The 14,575-nt window shown below is 63.8% G+C and carries 13 protein-coding genes; 8 read left to right on the top strand and 5 right to left on the bottom strand.

The window, feature by feature from the left end; translation table 11 throughout:
• Positions 1 to 51 precede the first annotated feature (51 nt).
• Both gmk and VCJ71_RS12505 read left to right on the top strand, forming a co-directional pair.
• Positions 52 to 702, top strand: coding sequence for a guanylate kinase (gene gmk, locus VCJ71_RS12510; protein ID WP_324641458.1), 651 nt, complete (start codon positions 52 to 54; stop codon positions 700 to 702).
• A 76-nt stretch (positions 703 to 778) separates the two neighbouring features.
• Complete coding sequence (locus tag VCJ71_RS12505) at positions 779 to 1,846, top strand: hypothetical protein (protein WP_324641457.1); 1,068 nt, start codon at positions 779 to 781, stop codon at positions 1,844 to 1,846.
• 441 nt (positions 1,847 to 2,287) lie between these two features.
• Here the strand turns inward: VCJ71_RS12505 and VCJ71_RS12500 are convergent, their stop codons facing one another.
• The 3 genes from VCJ71_RS12500 to VCJ71_RS12490 are packed head-to-tail and all read right to left on the bottom strand — an operon-like array spanning position 2,288 to position 5,435.
• Positions 2,288 to 3,085 (bottom strand): SDR family oxidoreductase, encoded by a 798-nt coding sequence (locus VCJ71_RS12500; protein WP_324641456.1) that lies wholly within the window; start codon positions 3,083 to 3,085, stop codon positions 2,288 to 2,290.
• 22 nt (positions 3,086 to 3,107) lie between these two features.
• Positions 3,108 to 4,247 carry an acyl-CoA dehydrogenase family protein gene (locus tag VCJ71_RS12495; protein ID WP_324641454.1) on the bottom strand — a complete coding sequence of 380 codons (1,140 nt, stop codon included), beginning with the start codon at positions 4,245 to 4,247 and terminating at the stop codon, positions 3,108 to 3,110.
• A gap of 3 nt (positions 4,248 to 4,250) precedes the next feature.
• Positions 4,251 to 5,435 carry an acyl-CoA dehydrogenase family protein gene (locus VCJ71_RS12490; protein WP_324641452.1) on the bottom strand — a complete coding sequence of 395 codons (1,185 nt, stop codon included), beginning with the start codon at positions 5,433 to 5,435 and terminating at the stop codon, positions 4,251 to 4,253.
• 216 nt (positions 5,436 to 5,651) lie between these two features.
• On the opposite strand from VCJ71_RS12490, the gene VCJ71_RS12485 reads away from it, so the two are divergent.
• From VCJ71_RS12485 to VCJ71_RS12465, 5 genes are all read left to right on the top strand, one after another.
• The gene (locus VCJ71_RS12485; RefSeq protein WP_324641450.1) at positions 5,652 to 6,494 is read left to right on the top strand and encodes an SDR family NAD(P)-dependent oxidoreductase; all 843 of its coding nucleotides are present in this window, start codon (positions 5,652 to 5,654) and stop codon (positions 6,492 to 6,494) included.
• Positions 6,491 to 7,972 (top strand): MFS transporter, encoded by a 1,482-nt coding sequence (locus VCJ71_RS12480; RefSeq protein ID WP_324641448.1) that lies wholly within the window; start codon positions 6,491 to 6,493, stop codon positions 7,970 to 7,972. The genes VCJ71_RS12485 and VCJ71_RS12480 overlap by 4 nt, the downstream gene beginning before the upstream one ends.
• Positions 7,973 to 8,075: 103 nt before the next feature.
• Positions 8,076 to 9,425: an acyl-CoA dehydrogenase family protein gene (locus VCJ71_RS12475; protein WP_324641447.1), complete on the top strand. Its 1,350-nt coding sequence runs from the start codon at positions 8,076 to 8,078 to the stop codon at positions 9,423 to 9,425.
• Positions 9,426 to 9,427: 2 nt separating this feature from the next.
• Positions 9,428 to 10,516 carry a Zn-dependent alcohol dehydrogenase gene (locus VCJ71_RS12470; RefSeq protein WP_324641446.1) on the top strand — a complete coding sequence of 363 codons (1,089 nt, stop codon included), beginning with the start codon at positions 9,428 to 9,430 and terminating at the stop codon, positions 10,514 to 10,516.
• Positions 10,517 to 10,524: 8 nt separating this feature from the next.
• A complete protein-coding gene (locus tag VCJ71_RS12465; protein WP_324641445.1) occupies positions 10,525 to 11,607 on the top strand; it encodes a phosphotransferase family protein in 1,083 nt (360 codons plus the stop codon).
• 173 nt (positions 11,608 to 11,780) lie between these two features.
• Here the strand turns inward: VCJ71_RS12465 and VCJ71_RS12460 are convergent, their stop codons facing one another.
• Positions 11,781 to 11,945, bottom strand: a complete 165-nt coding sequence (locus tag VCJ71_RS12460; RefSeq protein WP_324641443.1) for a hypothetical protein — start codon at positions 11,943 to 11,945, stop codon at positions 11,781 to 11,783.
• Between the two features lie 62 nt (positions 11,946 to 12,007).
• Positions 12,008 to 14,308 (bottom strand): S8 family peptidase, encoded by a 2,301-nt coding sequence (locus tag VCJ71_RS12455; RefSeq protein WP_324641543.1) that lies wholly within the window; start codon positions 14,306 to 14,308, stop codon positions 12,008 to 12,010.
• Between VCJ71_RS12455 and VCJ71_RS12450 the strand changes: the two genes are divergently transcribed.
• Positions 14,193 to 14,450: a hypothetical protein gene (locus VCJ71_RS12450; protein WP_324641546.1), complete on the top strand. Its 258-nt coding sequence runs from the start codon at positions 14,193 to 14,195 to the stop codon at positions 14,448 to 14,450. The genes VCJ71_RS12455 and VCJ71_RS12450 overlap by 116 nt on opposite strands.
• The last annotated feature ends 125 nt before the right edge of the window (positions 14,451 to 14,575 follow it).

The following is a 14,575-nucleotide window of genomic DNA, read 5'->3' as shown; positions in this document are numbered from 1 at the left end:
CCATCGCTGCGCAGGGTTGATTTAACCCTGCCCCATGCGGCAAGCGCGGGCATGGCCGAACACAAAGCGCTCTCGCACACCGACCTTGCCCGCCGCGGGCTGATGTTCATCCTCTCCTCGCCCTCCGGCGCGGGTAAGACCACGATCTCGCGCAAGTTGCTGGAGACCGACGAGGCGATCAAGCTGTCGGTGTCTGTCACAACCCGCCCGATGCGGCCCGGCGAGAAGGACGGGGTGCATTATTTTTTCGTCGATGACGCCGAGTTCGACCGGATGGTCGAGGAGGACGATTTCTACGAATGGGCGCACGTCTTCGGCCACCGCTATGGCACCCCCAAAGGGCGCATCCGCGACGCGCTGAAGCACGGGCAGGACTTCCTGTTCGACATCGACTGGCAGGGTACGCAGCAGCTGTACCAGAAGGACCAGCAGGACACGGTCAGCGTGTTCATCCTGCCCCCCAGCATCGCCGAACTGCGCCGCCGGCTGGAAGGCCGCGCACAGGACAGCGCCGAAGTGATCGACGCCCGCATGGAACGCGCCCGCGCGGAAATCAGCCACTGGGCGGAATACGATTACGTCGTGATCAACGACGACCTGGACGAATGCTACGCCAAGGTCCGCGAGATCTTGCACGCGGAGCGCATGAAGCGCACGCGCCAGACCGGGCTGATCCCCTTCGTGCGCGAATTGATGGGGTGATGTCGGGTTCGCCCCCTGAAAATAGACTTTGAATGTCGATCATCATGACTTGGTCGGGTCATTATCGGAGAGACAAATGATGGCGCGCCTTCTGATAGCTGTAGCGGTCTTGCTGCTGTTCCCTTTCAAGGCACACGCCAACTTGACGCTGACAGTTTCCTACCGCGAGACAGCAGACCTGTTTTCCACGATGGACAACATGAGTGACTGGCTCCCGGGCAACACTATTCCGGCCTATCGAGAGGAATGGGAGGCACGGTTTGGATGGACCGAGGCGGATCAGCAATGGGTTGACAGTTACAAGGAATACCGGCGCCGGACGATCCTGAAGGGGCAAGGGTCTCCCGATCCAAGATCATCCCCGGACGGTATCTTCGCGTCGCGCGATCAATTGACTGCAGCTTCCGACCCCCTCGCCGCGCACTTTCTTCAACACACGACAATCGAGGCAGCACTGGCCAGCTTAGAAAAGGCTGCAAGTGTCAGTGACGCCGAGATGCTAAGGGGCTTCTACCGGCACTTCCAACCAGAGTGGCGTTTGCTGCTCGCGGACAGTTCGGCGCTTCAGCAACGTGCTTCGGAACTTCAAGCTAGGCTCAAGTCGTTAGCGGCGGCAGATTTCATCGCGTCCATAGCGAAATTCTATCGAAGCGATCTGGATGGCGAATTCACTGTCCTCTTCACACGCCGACCGCCCGGCAATGTGGCATCGGCCGAACCTATCGCTGGCTCATTCATTCTCCTTCAAAGTCCGCCGACCGAGATTGCCCCCTCCTATTGGGACACCATCGTCTTCCACGAGCTGGTTCATTTTATCTCGTCCAAGCAGCCAAGAGCCCAAAAGCAAGCACTTACCGCCCGATTCCTTGCTCGGTGCCCGGCACCGTCGAGCATAAATTGGGGCTGGTTGGCAGAAGAACCTCTGGCAGTCGCGTGGGGACAGGCCACCTATTCGTCCAAGGTTCTTCGATCGCCGCTTGATCCGAAGGAGAACTGGTATGCTGTTCCGTGGGTCAACCTCGTGTCGCGTACATTAGCACCGACCATAATCGATCAGTATGATCGCGGGTCGGATATCGAAGACTTGGTAGATCAAGCGGCCGACCGTTGCATTGACCTGATGTCTGTCATCGGCTCGCAGTGAAAGAGTTGGATACTGCGGGGCGTATTCGGCTAGAACGACCCTCACAAGTGCACCAAGTCGGACACTCGCCAATTCACCCAATTCGTGCCTGATTGGACGGACTAGCAATATGCCAAGAGCAGACGGACAGATGAAGGCGGGATTGCGAAGAATATTTGGCTCGCTACCGCAGATCAAATAGAGAAGAGTGGTCTCTTGTCGAGTGGTTCACGCAATGCCAGCTGACCACCCCCGAAGGAGACAATCCATTTTCCTACACACATCGTGTCGCGATAGACTTGGCAGCTTCTTTGAAATCGTAGCTCGAGCACCATGCAAGAATGCCCCGCCTCGCAGCGGGGCTTTTTCTCTTTGGGCGACCTATGGATTTATTTCCGGTAAGCCGACACCGAATGAGTTTCGTCAACTTGCGCCGGACGCAACCGGCGCAATTTTGGCGCCTCAAACCGGTTCTGCGAAGTGGCTCGGCAGGTGGGCGTTGACGATACCGCCGTCCACGGTGAGCGTTTCACCAACGGTGTAGTCGCCCGCACGGCTGGCGAGGTATACGGCGGTGCCGCCCATATCGAACTTGTCGCCCACGCGCTTGTTCGGGATGCCCTGCGCGCTCGCTTCCGCATGGTCACGGGCGACCTTGTTCATGTTCGACGGGAAAGCGCCCGGCGCCAGGCTGGTCACGTAGATGTGGTCCTTGACCAGCCGCGCCGCCATGCGGCGGGTCAGGTGGATCAGCGCGGCCTTGGATGCCTGGTAGCTGTAGGTTTCCCACGGGTTGACGCGCTGCCCGTCGATGCTGGTGATGTTGATAACCTTGGCTGGGCGGTCCTGGCTCGCCGCCGCAGTCAGCAGGCCGTGCAGCTTCTGGGTCAGGAAGAAGGGCGTCTTGACGTTGAGGTCCATCACCTTGTCCCACCCGGCTTCGGGGAAGTCGAGATAGTCGTTGCCCCAGGCAGCGCCGGCATTGTTGACGAGGATGTCGAGCTTGCTCTCGCGCCCGGAAATGTCGGCCACCAGCGCCTCGATCCCTTCCATGGAAGAGATGTCGCCCTGGATGCCGACGACCTTGTCGCCGAGCTCGTCCGCCGTGGCCTGCAGCTCCTCCGCCTTGCGCGCGGTGATGTAGACGCGGTCTATCCCGGCGGCGAGGAAGCCCTCCACGATCATGCGGCCGATGCCCCGGCTGCCACCGGTGACGAGCGCAGTGCGCCCCTTCAGGCTGAAAAGGTCTTCGAGGTTCATGCGCTTGTCCTTAATCCGGTAATCAATAGCCGCTGAGTTCCGCCACGCGGTTGGCGTGGTAGTAGGCGTCGCCGAGGAACTCCTGCAGCGCGCGATCGCGTTTCATGTAAAGGCCGATGTCGTATTCGTCGGTCATGCCGATGCCGCCGTGCATCTGCACGCCTTCCTTTACCGCGAGGCCCGCAGCCTTGGCGACCTTCGCCTTGGCGACGCTGGCCATCAGGTCCGCAGTCGAACTGCCGCCGTCGAGCATTTGCGCGGCCTTGTAAGCCACCGCGCGGGCGATCTCGACTTCGGAATACAGGTGGGCAGCGCGGTGCTGCAGCGCCTGGAACTCGCCGATCAGCTTGCCGAACTGCTTGCGTTCCTTGAGGTAGTTGACGGTCATGTCCATCGCGCCCGCGGCAACGCCGACGCCTTCCGCCGCCGCGCCGATCCGGCCTGCGGTCAGCATGGCGTTGAGCACTTCGCGCCCGCCGTCGACTTCGCCGATCACCGCATCGCCATCCAGCTCGACGCCGTCAAACTTCGTGTGCGTCGCCATGGAACTGTCGACCAGCCGCACCGCATCGTGGCTCATGCCCGCCGCATCCTTCGGCACGGCGAACATCGTGATGCCGTCCTCGTCATCGTCGCTGCCCGAGGTGCGGGCGGAGACGACGAGCATGTCCGCGCTCGCGCCGTGGACCACGAAATCCTTCTGGCCCGACAGCTTGAAGCCGTTGCCCGACTTTTCGGCCTTCACGGCAATACGCTCCGGCCGGTGCTTGGCGCCTTCGTCAATCGCGACGGCAAACACGCTCTTGCCTTCGACCATCCCCGGCAACCAGCGGCCGCGAACGTCGTCGCTGCCGTGCTTCAGGGCCGTTGCGGCGAGGACCGAGCTGGTGAGAAACGGCGACGGGGTGAGATTGCGGCCGATTTCCTCCAGCACGATGCCGGCTTCGTACTGGCCCATCCCCAGGCCGCCGTCGTCCTCGGACACGAGGATGCCCGTGAAGCCCATCTCGCCAAACTGTTCCCACAGGCCGTGGCCGAAGCCGTCCTTGCAATCGCGGTCGCGCCAGTGGCGCAGCTGTTTTTCGATGCTGCCCTGTTCGGCCATGAACTGGCTGGCAGTGTCGGCGAGCATCGCCTGGTCGTCGTCGTGGTAAAGGGGCATCGATCAGGCTCCGGGAAGTTCGAGAATTCGTTTTGCGACGACGTTGAGCATCACCTCGCTGGTGCCGCCCTCGATCGAGTTGGCCTTGGTCCGCAGCCAGCCTCGCGCACCCTTGCCGCCGTTCGTTTCCTCGCTCTCCCATTCGAGAGCGCGGCTGCCGCCGGCCGACATCATCAGTTCGTGGCGGCGCTTGTTGAGCTCCGTGCCGACATATTTCATCATGTTCGGCTGCGCGGGATGGCCCTTGCCGGCCTTCATCTCGTCGAGGAACTTCTCGCCCATCGCGCCGTAGGCCAGCGCCTCCACATCGAACATGGCGAGTTTGGCGCGCAACACGGGATCAAGCTCGCCCGCATTTCGCTTCATCGCCGCACCAATGGCGCTGGTACGGTCCCCGCCACCCGCGCCCGAAATCATCTCGCGCTCGTGGCCGAGGAGGTATTTCGCCACGTCCCAGCCGCGGTTGATCTCGCCGACATAGGCCGGGCAATCCTCGCCATAGGTTTTCGGCACCTTCACATCGTCCATGAAGGTTTCGCAGAACGGGCTATTGCCGGAAATCAGCTTGATCGGCTTGGTCGAGACGCCTTCGCCCGCCATGTCGAACAGCATGAAGGTGATGCCTTGGTACTTGTTGTCCTTGTCCGTGCGGACGAGGCAGAAGATCCAGTCGGCCTCGTCGGCGTAGGAGGTCCAGATCTTCTGGCCGTTGACCACCCAATGGTCCCCCTTGTCCTCGCCATAGGTCTGCATGGAGACGAGGTCCGATCCGCTGCCCGGCTCGCTATAGCCCTGGCACCAGCGGATTTCGCCGGCCGCGATTTCGTTGAGGAAGCGCTGCTTCTGGCCTTCGGTGCCGAATTTCAGCAGCGCCGGGCCGAGCATCCAGATGCCGAAGGAACTCAAGGGCGGGCGCGCGCCGATGCGGGCCATTTCCTGGCGCAGGATCTTGGCTTCGGCAGGCGAAAGGCCTGCGCCGCCATATTCCTTCGGCCAGTCCGGCACGGTGTAGCCCTTGTCGCGGCAGGCTTCGAACCACTGCTTTTGCGCATCGTTCTTGAAGCTTGCGTTGCGGCCGCCCCAATAGACGTCTTCCTCGTCGCGCACGGGCTTGCGCATTTCCTCCGGGCAGTTTTCCTCCAGCCAGGCGCGCGTCTGAGCGCGGAAATCTTCGAGTTGGTCGGCCATGCGATGCTCTCCAGAAAAAGGGCCGCCGGAGGCTCTCCGGGCAGCGCGAGGGGAATCCGATTGCCATCGGTTTAATCGTCCGGTTAAAGTGCTTTTCACAGAGTCGCAAGACCGCTTGCGACGGCCCGCCGCCCTGTTGCGCCAGCTGAACGGTCGATTGACCCGGCGCAGCGTGTCGCTAGGCTGCATGCCATGACACTGGGTGGGAGAGACCCGATGCGATTTTCCGGCAAGACCGTGGTGATTACCGGCGCAGCGTCGGGTATCGGCAAGGAATCCGTCCGCCTGTTCGCCGGCGAAGGGGCGCAGGTGTACGCTGCCGATATTGACGAGGAAGGCGGCGCGGCGCTCTCCGGCGAGATCGACGGCGATGTCCGCTTCGTGCGCTGCAATGTCAGAGCGACGGGTGAGATCAAGGAACTGATGGACCGCGCCGCTGCCGAGACCGGCGGGATCGACACCGTGTTCAACAACGCCGGCGCGGGCGGCGCGCGGCCCGGCATCCACGAGATCGAGCCGGGCGAGTGGGACCGCACGATGGACCTGCTGCTGCGCTCGGTCGCCTTCGGCATTCGCTACGCGGTTCCCCACATGCGCGGGCGCAGTGGCGCAAGCTTCGTCAACACGTCCAGCGTGGCCGCGGTCGGCCCCGGCTATGCGCCCACCGCCTATTCCGTCGCGAAGGCCGGCGTCCTCCACCTGACGAAGGTCGCAGCCGCCGACCTTGCCCAGTTCGGAATCCGCGTGAATGCTGTGCAGCCGGGCTTCATCAACACCAGCATCTTTACCAGCGCGCTGGAGATCGAAGGGGAGATGGAGCGCGTGGCCAAGGACATGATCGCCCAGATGAGCGCCAATGCCCAGCCCGTGCGCCGCGGCGGGCAGCCGCGCGACATCGCCGAAGCGGTCGCCTATCTCGCCAGCGATGCGGCCAGCTTCGTAACCGGCCAGTCGATCATCGTCGACGGCGGCATCACGCTCGGCCCAAGGCACAGCTGGGACCCTGAAGAGGCGGGCCTGCTTTCCGCCCTCGAAGCCATAAAGGAGCAATCGGCTTGACCGAAGTCGCGACGACGAAGGCAGCCGCCAAGGTTCCCTCCCCCCTGCCCCTTAAGCTCAAGCTGATCCACGGCTTCGGCGCGGTCGCTTTCGGCGTGAAGGACGGGGGCTTTTCGTTCTTCCTGCTGATCTTCTACAACCAGGTACTGGGGATGGACGCCGCGCTGGTCAGCTTGGCGCTGCTGATCGCCCTGCTGGCCGATGCCTTCATCGACCCCATCTTGGGCAACCTGTCAGACCGCACCTACACCCGCTGGGGGCGCCGCCTGCCGTGGCTCTATGCCGCGCCCATACCGCTGGGCATAGTCTGGGTTCTGCTGTGGCACCCGCCGGGAGGCGACACCCCGTCTTTCGGCGAGCTGCTGGCCGTGGCGATCACCGTTCGGATCCTGCTGTCTGCTTGCGAGGTGCCCTCGGTCAGCCTCGTGCCGGAATTGACGCAGGATTACGACGAGCGGACCACGCTGTTCCGCTTCCGCTTCCTGTTCGGCTGGACCGGGGGCCTGCTGATGATGGTCATGGCCTATGCGGTCTTCATGCCGGGCTCCGAAGGCATCCTGCAGGCGGACGGCTACCTGTCCTACGGCATCTTCGGCGCGGCGCTAATGGCGCTGTCGGTGATGGGATCGGCGGCGGGCCAGCATCACCTGATCGCCCATTACCCCGAAGTGAAGCCGCCGCCCTTCTCCATCAAGACGGCCTTTTCCGAAATCCGGGAGGCGTTTTCCGAAAAGGCTTTCCTGTTCTTCGCCGCGGGCGGCCTTGCCGCCTACGTCAGCCAGGGCATGACCTTCTCGATCTCCAACTACCTCAACCTGTTCGTGTGGCGGTTCGAGCAAACCGAGCTGCTGATCTATCCCGCCGTCCTCTTCCTGTCGGTCGTCCTCATGTTCCTTATCGTGGGCCCGATGCACCGCCGCTGGGGCAAGCCGAAAAGCGCGGCGATCTCCTCCATCGGCAGCTTCACCATCGGCCTGACGCCGTATTTCCTGCTGGTCGCGGGTTTCTGGCCCGAACCGGGCAGCACGGCGTCCACGGCCCTGCTGTACCTGTTCCTGACCTTTGCCAACACGCTGGGCGTAGTGCTGATGATTTCCGCCACCAGCATGGTCGCCGAAATCGTCGAGGCGTTCCAGGAGCGGACGGACCGCCGGGCGGAAGGCGCGTTCTATTCCGGCAACTGGCTGGTCCAGAAATGCGCCACGGGCTTCGGCATCTTCATCACCGGACAGATCATCGCCGCGTCCGAATTGCCGACCGATTCGCAACCGGGCAGCGTGGCCTTCCCCATCCTGTCGGAAATGATCCTGTTGTACGCCGGGGCCACCATCCTGATGGGGCTGATCGCGGCATACTGGCTGGGCAATTTCCCGATCAGCCGCGCCGACCACGAATCGCGCATCGCCCGCATGAGCGCTAAGCGTGCGCTCGACACGGCTGCCCGCGGCGATGTGGACGGCGGCACCATCGTGCCCTAGGGCGCGTTTAACCGCACGATTAATTTTCCTTGGCGCAGCGCAGGCCATCTGCCAGTTTTGCGACCACCAGAACCGATAGACACCAGCAAGCAGGACATTCCCCATGGATTTCGAACCCACCGAACGGCAGGCCTACTGGCGCGACCGCGTGCACGACTTCATCGAAGCGAATGTCCGCCCGCACACCGGCACTTTCGCGCAGCAGGATGCGGAAGGCGATCGCTGGAAAGTGATCCAGATCGTCGAGGACATGAAGGCCAAGGCGAAGGATGCCGGCATCTGGAACCTGTTCATGCCGCCGCGCAACGACAGCCACCACCACGTCGACGAGACCTTCGAATTCGAAGGGCCTGGGCTGACCAACCTCGAATACGCGCTGTGTGCCGAGGAAATGGGCCGCATCGGCTGGGCGAGCGAGGTCTTCAACTGCTCCGCGCCCGACACGGGCAACATGGAAGTGCTGCACCGCTACGGCACGCGCGAACAAAAGGACGAATGGCTGAAGCCGCTGATGGAAGGCGAAATCCGCAGCGCCTTCCTGATGACCGAACCGCGCGTCGCCAGTTCCGATGCCACCAACATCGAAACCCGGATCGAGCGCGATGGCGACGAATACGTCATCAACGGCCGCAAGTGGTGGTCGAGCGGCGCCGGCGATCCGCGCTGCAAGGTCGCTATCGTGATGGGCAAGACCGATTTCGAAGCGAAGCGCCACGCGCAGCAATCGATGGTGCTGATGCCGCTCGATGCGCCGGGCGTGAAGGTGCTGCGCCACCTGCCCGTGTTCGGCTATGACGATGCCCCGCATGGCCACATGGAAATCGAGCTGGAGAACGTCCGCATCCCGGCATCGGCCATGCTGCTGGGCGAAGGGCGCGGTTTCGAGATCGCACAGGGCCGCCTCGGTCCGGGCCGCATCCATCACTGCATGCGCACCATCGGCGTAGCCGAGGAAGCGATCGCCAAGATGGGCCGCCGCCTGCAGGCGCGCGAAGCCTTCGGCAAGCCGGTCTACAAGCACTCCGTGTGGGAGCACCGGATCGCCCGTGCGCGCATCGATATCGACATGACGCGCCTGCTCTGCCTCAAGGCGGCCGACATGATGGACAAGGTCGGCAACAAGGCTGCGGCGCAGGAAATCGCGATGATCAAGGTTCAGGCACCCAACATGGCGCTGCGCATCATCGACGATGCGATCCAGGCCCATGGCGGCGGCGGCGTCTCGGACGATTACGGCCTTGCCCGCGCCTATGCCCACCAGCGCACGCTGCGCCTGGCCGACGGGCCGGACGAGGTACACGAACGCGCCATCGCCCGGATGGAATTCGCAAAGCACGTCCCCGAAGACGGCGAAGGCGACAGCTCATTCGAGAAGAAGGGCGGCGGCGGCAGGCAGGTAGCCGGAGGCGGCGCCGCGGCGAGCGCCTCTGCCGGAGCCGGCGGGGCACAGTGACGATGGCAAAGGCAGCAATACTGGAGCAGCCGGGTCAGCCGATGGTGATCGGCGACATCGAGGTGGCAAATCCCGCACCGCACGAGGTGCTGATTGACACCAAGGCGTGCGGCCTGTGCCATTCGGACCTCCACTTCATCGACGGCCACTATCCGCACGCCTTGCCCACCGTGCCCGGGCACGAGGCGGCCGGCGTGGTCCGCGCCGTGGGTTCGGAAGTGAAGACGGTGAAGCCCGGCGATCACGTCGTCTCCTGCCTCTCCGCCTTCTGCGGGCATTGCGAATTCTGCGTCACGGGCCGCATGGCACTGTGCCTCGGCGGGGATACGAGGCGCGGCAAGGACGCACCGCCGCGCCTGACGCGTAACGGCGGCGAGACGGTCAACCAGATGCTCAACCTGTCCGCGTTCAGCGAACAGATGCTGATACACGAACATGCCTGTGTCGCGATCGACAAGGACATGCCGCTCGACCGGGCCGCCCTGCTCGGCTGCGCGGTCACGACCGGTGCCGGGGCGATCTTCAACGCCTGCGCCGTGGTGCCGGGCGAAAGCGTGGTGGTGGTCGGCTGTGGCGGCGTGGGCCTTGCCGCCATCAACGCCTCGCGCATCGCCGGCGCGGGCAAGGTCATCGCCGCCGATCCGCTGCCCGAAAAGCGAGAGCTTGCCATGGGGATGGGCGCGACTCACGCTGTCGACGCGCTGGCCGACGATGCAGCGGCGCAGATCGTCTCGATCAGTGACGGCGGGGTGCATCACGCGATCGAGGCGGTCGGCCGCCAGGGCAGCGCCGACCTTGCGGTGAAGTCGCTGCGCCGCGGCGGCACGGCCACGATCCTCGGCATGATGCCGCTCGACTGCAAGGTCGGGCTCGGCGCGATGGACCTGTTGTCGGGCAAGAAACTGCAGGGCGCGATCATGGGGATGAACCACTTCCCCGTCGATTTGCCGCGCCTCGTCGATTTTTACCTGCGCGGCCTGCTCGACCTCGACACGATCATTGCCGAGCGGATATCGCTGGACCAGGTCAACGAAGGCTTCGACACCATGCGCACCGGGACCAGCGCCCGCAGCGTGATCGTTTTCGACTGAGGTTACCCATGACTGCCATCCAGCCCCCGATGGACGCCCAGAAAGCCTTTAGCGGCACCACCGCCCCCGAAGGCGACGACATCCTCGACACGGGCAAGCTTGCCGCGTGGATGGCGGACAATGTGCCCGGTTTCGAAGGCCCGCTGGAACAGGCGAAGTTCAAGGGCGGGCAGTCCAACCCGACCTACAAGCTGTCCAGCCCCTCTGGTGATTATGTCTTGCGGCGCAAGCCCTTCGGCAAGCTGCTGCCGAGCGCCCATGCGGTCGACCGCGAATTCCGCGTGCAGTCGGGGCTCGAAAAGGTCGGCTTTCCGGTCGCGCCGCAACACGGCCTGTGCACCGACGACGATGTCGTCGGGTCCATGTTCTACGTCATGGGCATGGTCGATGGCCGGTCGATCTGGGACGGGTCGATGCCGGGAAGCACGCCGGAAGAGCGGCGCGCGGTGTATAACGAAATGACCGACGTCCTCGCCCGGCTGCACCAGGTCGATCTCGCCGAGGCTGGGCTGGAAGACTATGGCAAGCCCGGCAATTATTTCGAGCGCCAGATCGGTCGCTGGACCAAGCAGTACAAACTGTCTGAAACCGGTCACATGGAGCCGATGGAGCGATTGATCGAGTACCTGCCCGCCAGCGTGCCGGAGCAGGAGCGGACTAGCATCGTCCACGGCGACTACCGGATCGACAACATGATCTTCGCCAAGGACCGCGCGGAAGTTCTCGCAGTGCTCGACTGGGAATTGTCGACGCTGGGCGATCCGCTCGCCGATTTTACGTATTTCTGCCTCGCTTGGGTGACCGACAACGGCGGTCGCTCCGGCGTCGCCGACATCGACCGCAAGTCCCTCGGCATTCCGGAGCTGGAGGAAGTGGTGGAGCGCTATTGCGAAGCCACCGGGCGCAGCGGCGTGCCGGACATGAACTGGTACTTCGCCTACAACTTCTTCCGCCTCGCGGGGATCATGCAGGGCATCAAGAAACGCGTCATCGACGGCACCGCATCCTCCGCCCACGCTAAGGCGATGAGCGAACGGGTGGAGCCTTTAGCCGAGGTCGCTTGGGAATTTGCGCAGAAATCGCCGAGGTAAAGCAGCTTCTACAGGAATATTTACCTGAAGGCGATCCAAATGACGAAAGAGAATATATTCTTACTATCCTTCAGTGTTTCATTTTTTATACTCTTGTTTATACCTGACGATATGTTCGGTGAAGGCAAAGTTTTGTCATTCATTTTCGGCGCGGTTTATATGGCATGGTGCTTCTATAGCTTCAGATCTGAATCGAAAAATTTTTCTGTTATATCTGTAATTTTTCTGTCCTCAATCACATTTGCCGCACTTGTATACATATCCCTTACATTCGATAACGGCTTATTGCTATTCGCAACCTCTATGCCTTTTTTAGCATTTTTCACATTTTCGCTCATCAGCAAGTTTGCCGATAAAGATGCCGAATGAGAAATAGCACAGGCCGCCAATTGATCCCGAACTAAAAGTCCTTCGACCAGCGGACGGCTACGCCCCTGTCGTCCGCCTGCCCGACGAAATGGCCCGGCTCCCGCCGATAGAACAGCGCCGCGCCGCCATTGCCGCCGAAGATTGCACCATGCCAGCCTAGCTCGGCCATGATCTCGCGCCCCGTCGGGGTCAGCGACAAGGCGCGCTCGCCGTACGTCACGACTTCGCCATCGTAATCGTACCCCACCGGCAATTCGAGCGTCAGTCCGCCCGATCGCACGCGCAGCGGCTGCGCAATGCGGAAGCCCACCCGGTCGCCGCTCGCAAACACGCCTTCGCGCGCAACGTCGAGCGACCAGCCGTCGCTCACGATGTCGGAGCCGAGCACCAGCCCGCCCGCCTCCGCTACGGTCCAGCCGCGCCGATAGGATCCGCCCAGCCGCCAGCCGGGCGCGAAGTCCCAGCCCGCATCGGCATCCATAAAGGTGCTGCGCGCGCCGCCCTGTGACAGAGCGTCATGCAGCCGCGCGCCGAGTACGGTGCGGTCTTCGTCCGTCACGCTGGCACCGATGGAAAGGTCGAACGCGCCGAAATCGCGGTCCGCCGCGATGGCGAAGGACTGGCTGCGTTCGCGCTGGCGGCCGCCGCTGAGGTCGGTGCGCAATTGCTGGATGTCGCCAGCATACATCGCGCCGCTCTCTGCGCTTGCGGTGATGCCCCAGTCGCCCATGCGCTGGCGGAAGGCGACGGCGATGTCGGACTGGCGCAGCGCGCCGGCATCGCCCGCGCCGCCGCTGGCAATCATGAACGCGGGCCGGTCGCGGCCCTGCAAGCCCGCTGCCAGTCCCTCGCCCGTCTGGTTGAAGCCGATGGCGAGCTGTCGTTCGGGATCGAGCCGCATGGCGACACGCCCGGCAAGGACGCGCGCCTTTTCCGCATCCTCCGCATCGAGGCGGAGCGGCTGCGGCACGGCCAGCCCGCCCGCGCGGCCATTGTCGGCGATCGAGAAGGCGAGCGACAGCCGCTCTCCGCCGAGCGAGACGTTGCGATGGGTCGTCCCGACCGCGCCCTGAAGCCGCTGCTGCTGCGCGCCGGAGCGAAGGCCGCTGGCAAGATCGTAACGATAAACGCGGCGGTACCCGTCGAGCACCACGGCATCCAGCGTCCCCTGCCCGGCCGACAGCGCATCGCCCATTGCCGGCGAACCGACCGCGATCACGTCGCTAAGCGGCAGGGCGCTGGTGCTCCCGGCAAGGCTCGTGCGGCCCTGCGGCGCGAAGGCCCGGGCCACGTCGAGGATGCCGCGTCCATAGACCGGGTCGGTCCCCGCCGCACCGGCGTCGCGCGCGCTGTCGAGAAGGATGTTGACGATGTCCTGCCCGGTCAGGTTCGGAAAGGCCTGCTTCAGCAGAGCCGCGGCCCCTGCCACTTGCGGCGCGGCAAAGCTGGTGCCGGAAAACAGGTAGAGAAAGCCCTCATCGTCGATGTAGATCTGGCTGCCCAGATAGACGCAGCAAATAACCTCTCCCCGCGCGGCGATGAAGCCGTCCTCGTAATCGAGCGCACGGTTGGAAAAGGTCGACAAGGTGCCGTTCTCGTCCACAGAACCCACGATGATCACGGCATCGCCGCCTGCATCGCGCAGCGATTGGGCGAACGGGTCGGGCCGGTCGGGGTCGATCCCGCGCCCGGTGGAATCGCCGTCGTTCCCCGCGGCTACCACCACGACGACACCGGCTGCGGCAGCTCGGGCCACGGCGTCGAGCACGTCCTGGCTTCCCCTGCTGCCGCCGAGCGACAGGTTGATGACCTGCGCGCCATTGTCGACGGCATAATTGATTGCGGCGGCGATGTCCGGGTCGGCAAAGGCGCAGCCGAGCGAGGGGTCTTCCGGCGTGTCCGTGCCGCAGGTCCCGGGGCTGTCGATGCGCAGCCCCATGACCGTCGCCTCGTATGCCATGCCGAGGATGCCGCTGCCGTCGCGCGCGGCGGCTGCGACCAGCGCGACATTGGTGCCGTGATCGTCCTCCGGGATAACCGAGCGGTTGCCGGCGATGTCGGTCGAGGCCGGATGGACCCGGCCGGCGAATTCCGCATTGGCCGTATCGAGCCCGGAATCGGCCACGGCGATGACGACATTCCGCCCGGTAGCTCCCTGCTGCCAGGCGGTGACGGCGGAGTGGAACCCCGGGCCGTCGGACGTGCGGAATTCGGTCGTGTTGAAGTTCGTCGGGACAGGCGTCGGGCTGGGTGACGGCGAGGGACTGGGGCTCGGCGACGGGCTGGGGCTTGGCGAGGGACTGGGGCTCGGCTGCGGGCGCGGTGTGGAGATCGTGTCGCTCCGCCCGCCGCACGCGCTCAGGCTCATCATCGCCATGCAGGCCACGCTGCAGGCAAGCAAGCGCATCGTGCGGCGCGTTTCGACCATCGACATTCTCCCAGGCGTGGACGACTTCAGTAGCGCCGAAGCCTAAAGCCTTGCTGAACCACACGCCTCAACGCGCAACCTTCCCGCCAGCTCCCCGCCGAGCCTTGCGGTCGAGCCGCGTACAAGCTAGCCGCCAAGCGCAAACCAGACACAAGCACGGATCATCCCACT

Origin of the sequence: Pseudoblastomonas aquimaris (genome assembly GCF_035481675.1) — a bacterium.
Taxonomy (GTDB): Bacteria; Pseudomonadota; Alphaproteobacteria; order Sphingomonadales; family Sphingomonadaceae; genus Alteriqipengyuania_B.
Note: the sequence above shows the minus strand (reverse complement) of the source record. Positions and strands in the feature narration are given on the sequence as shown.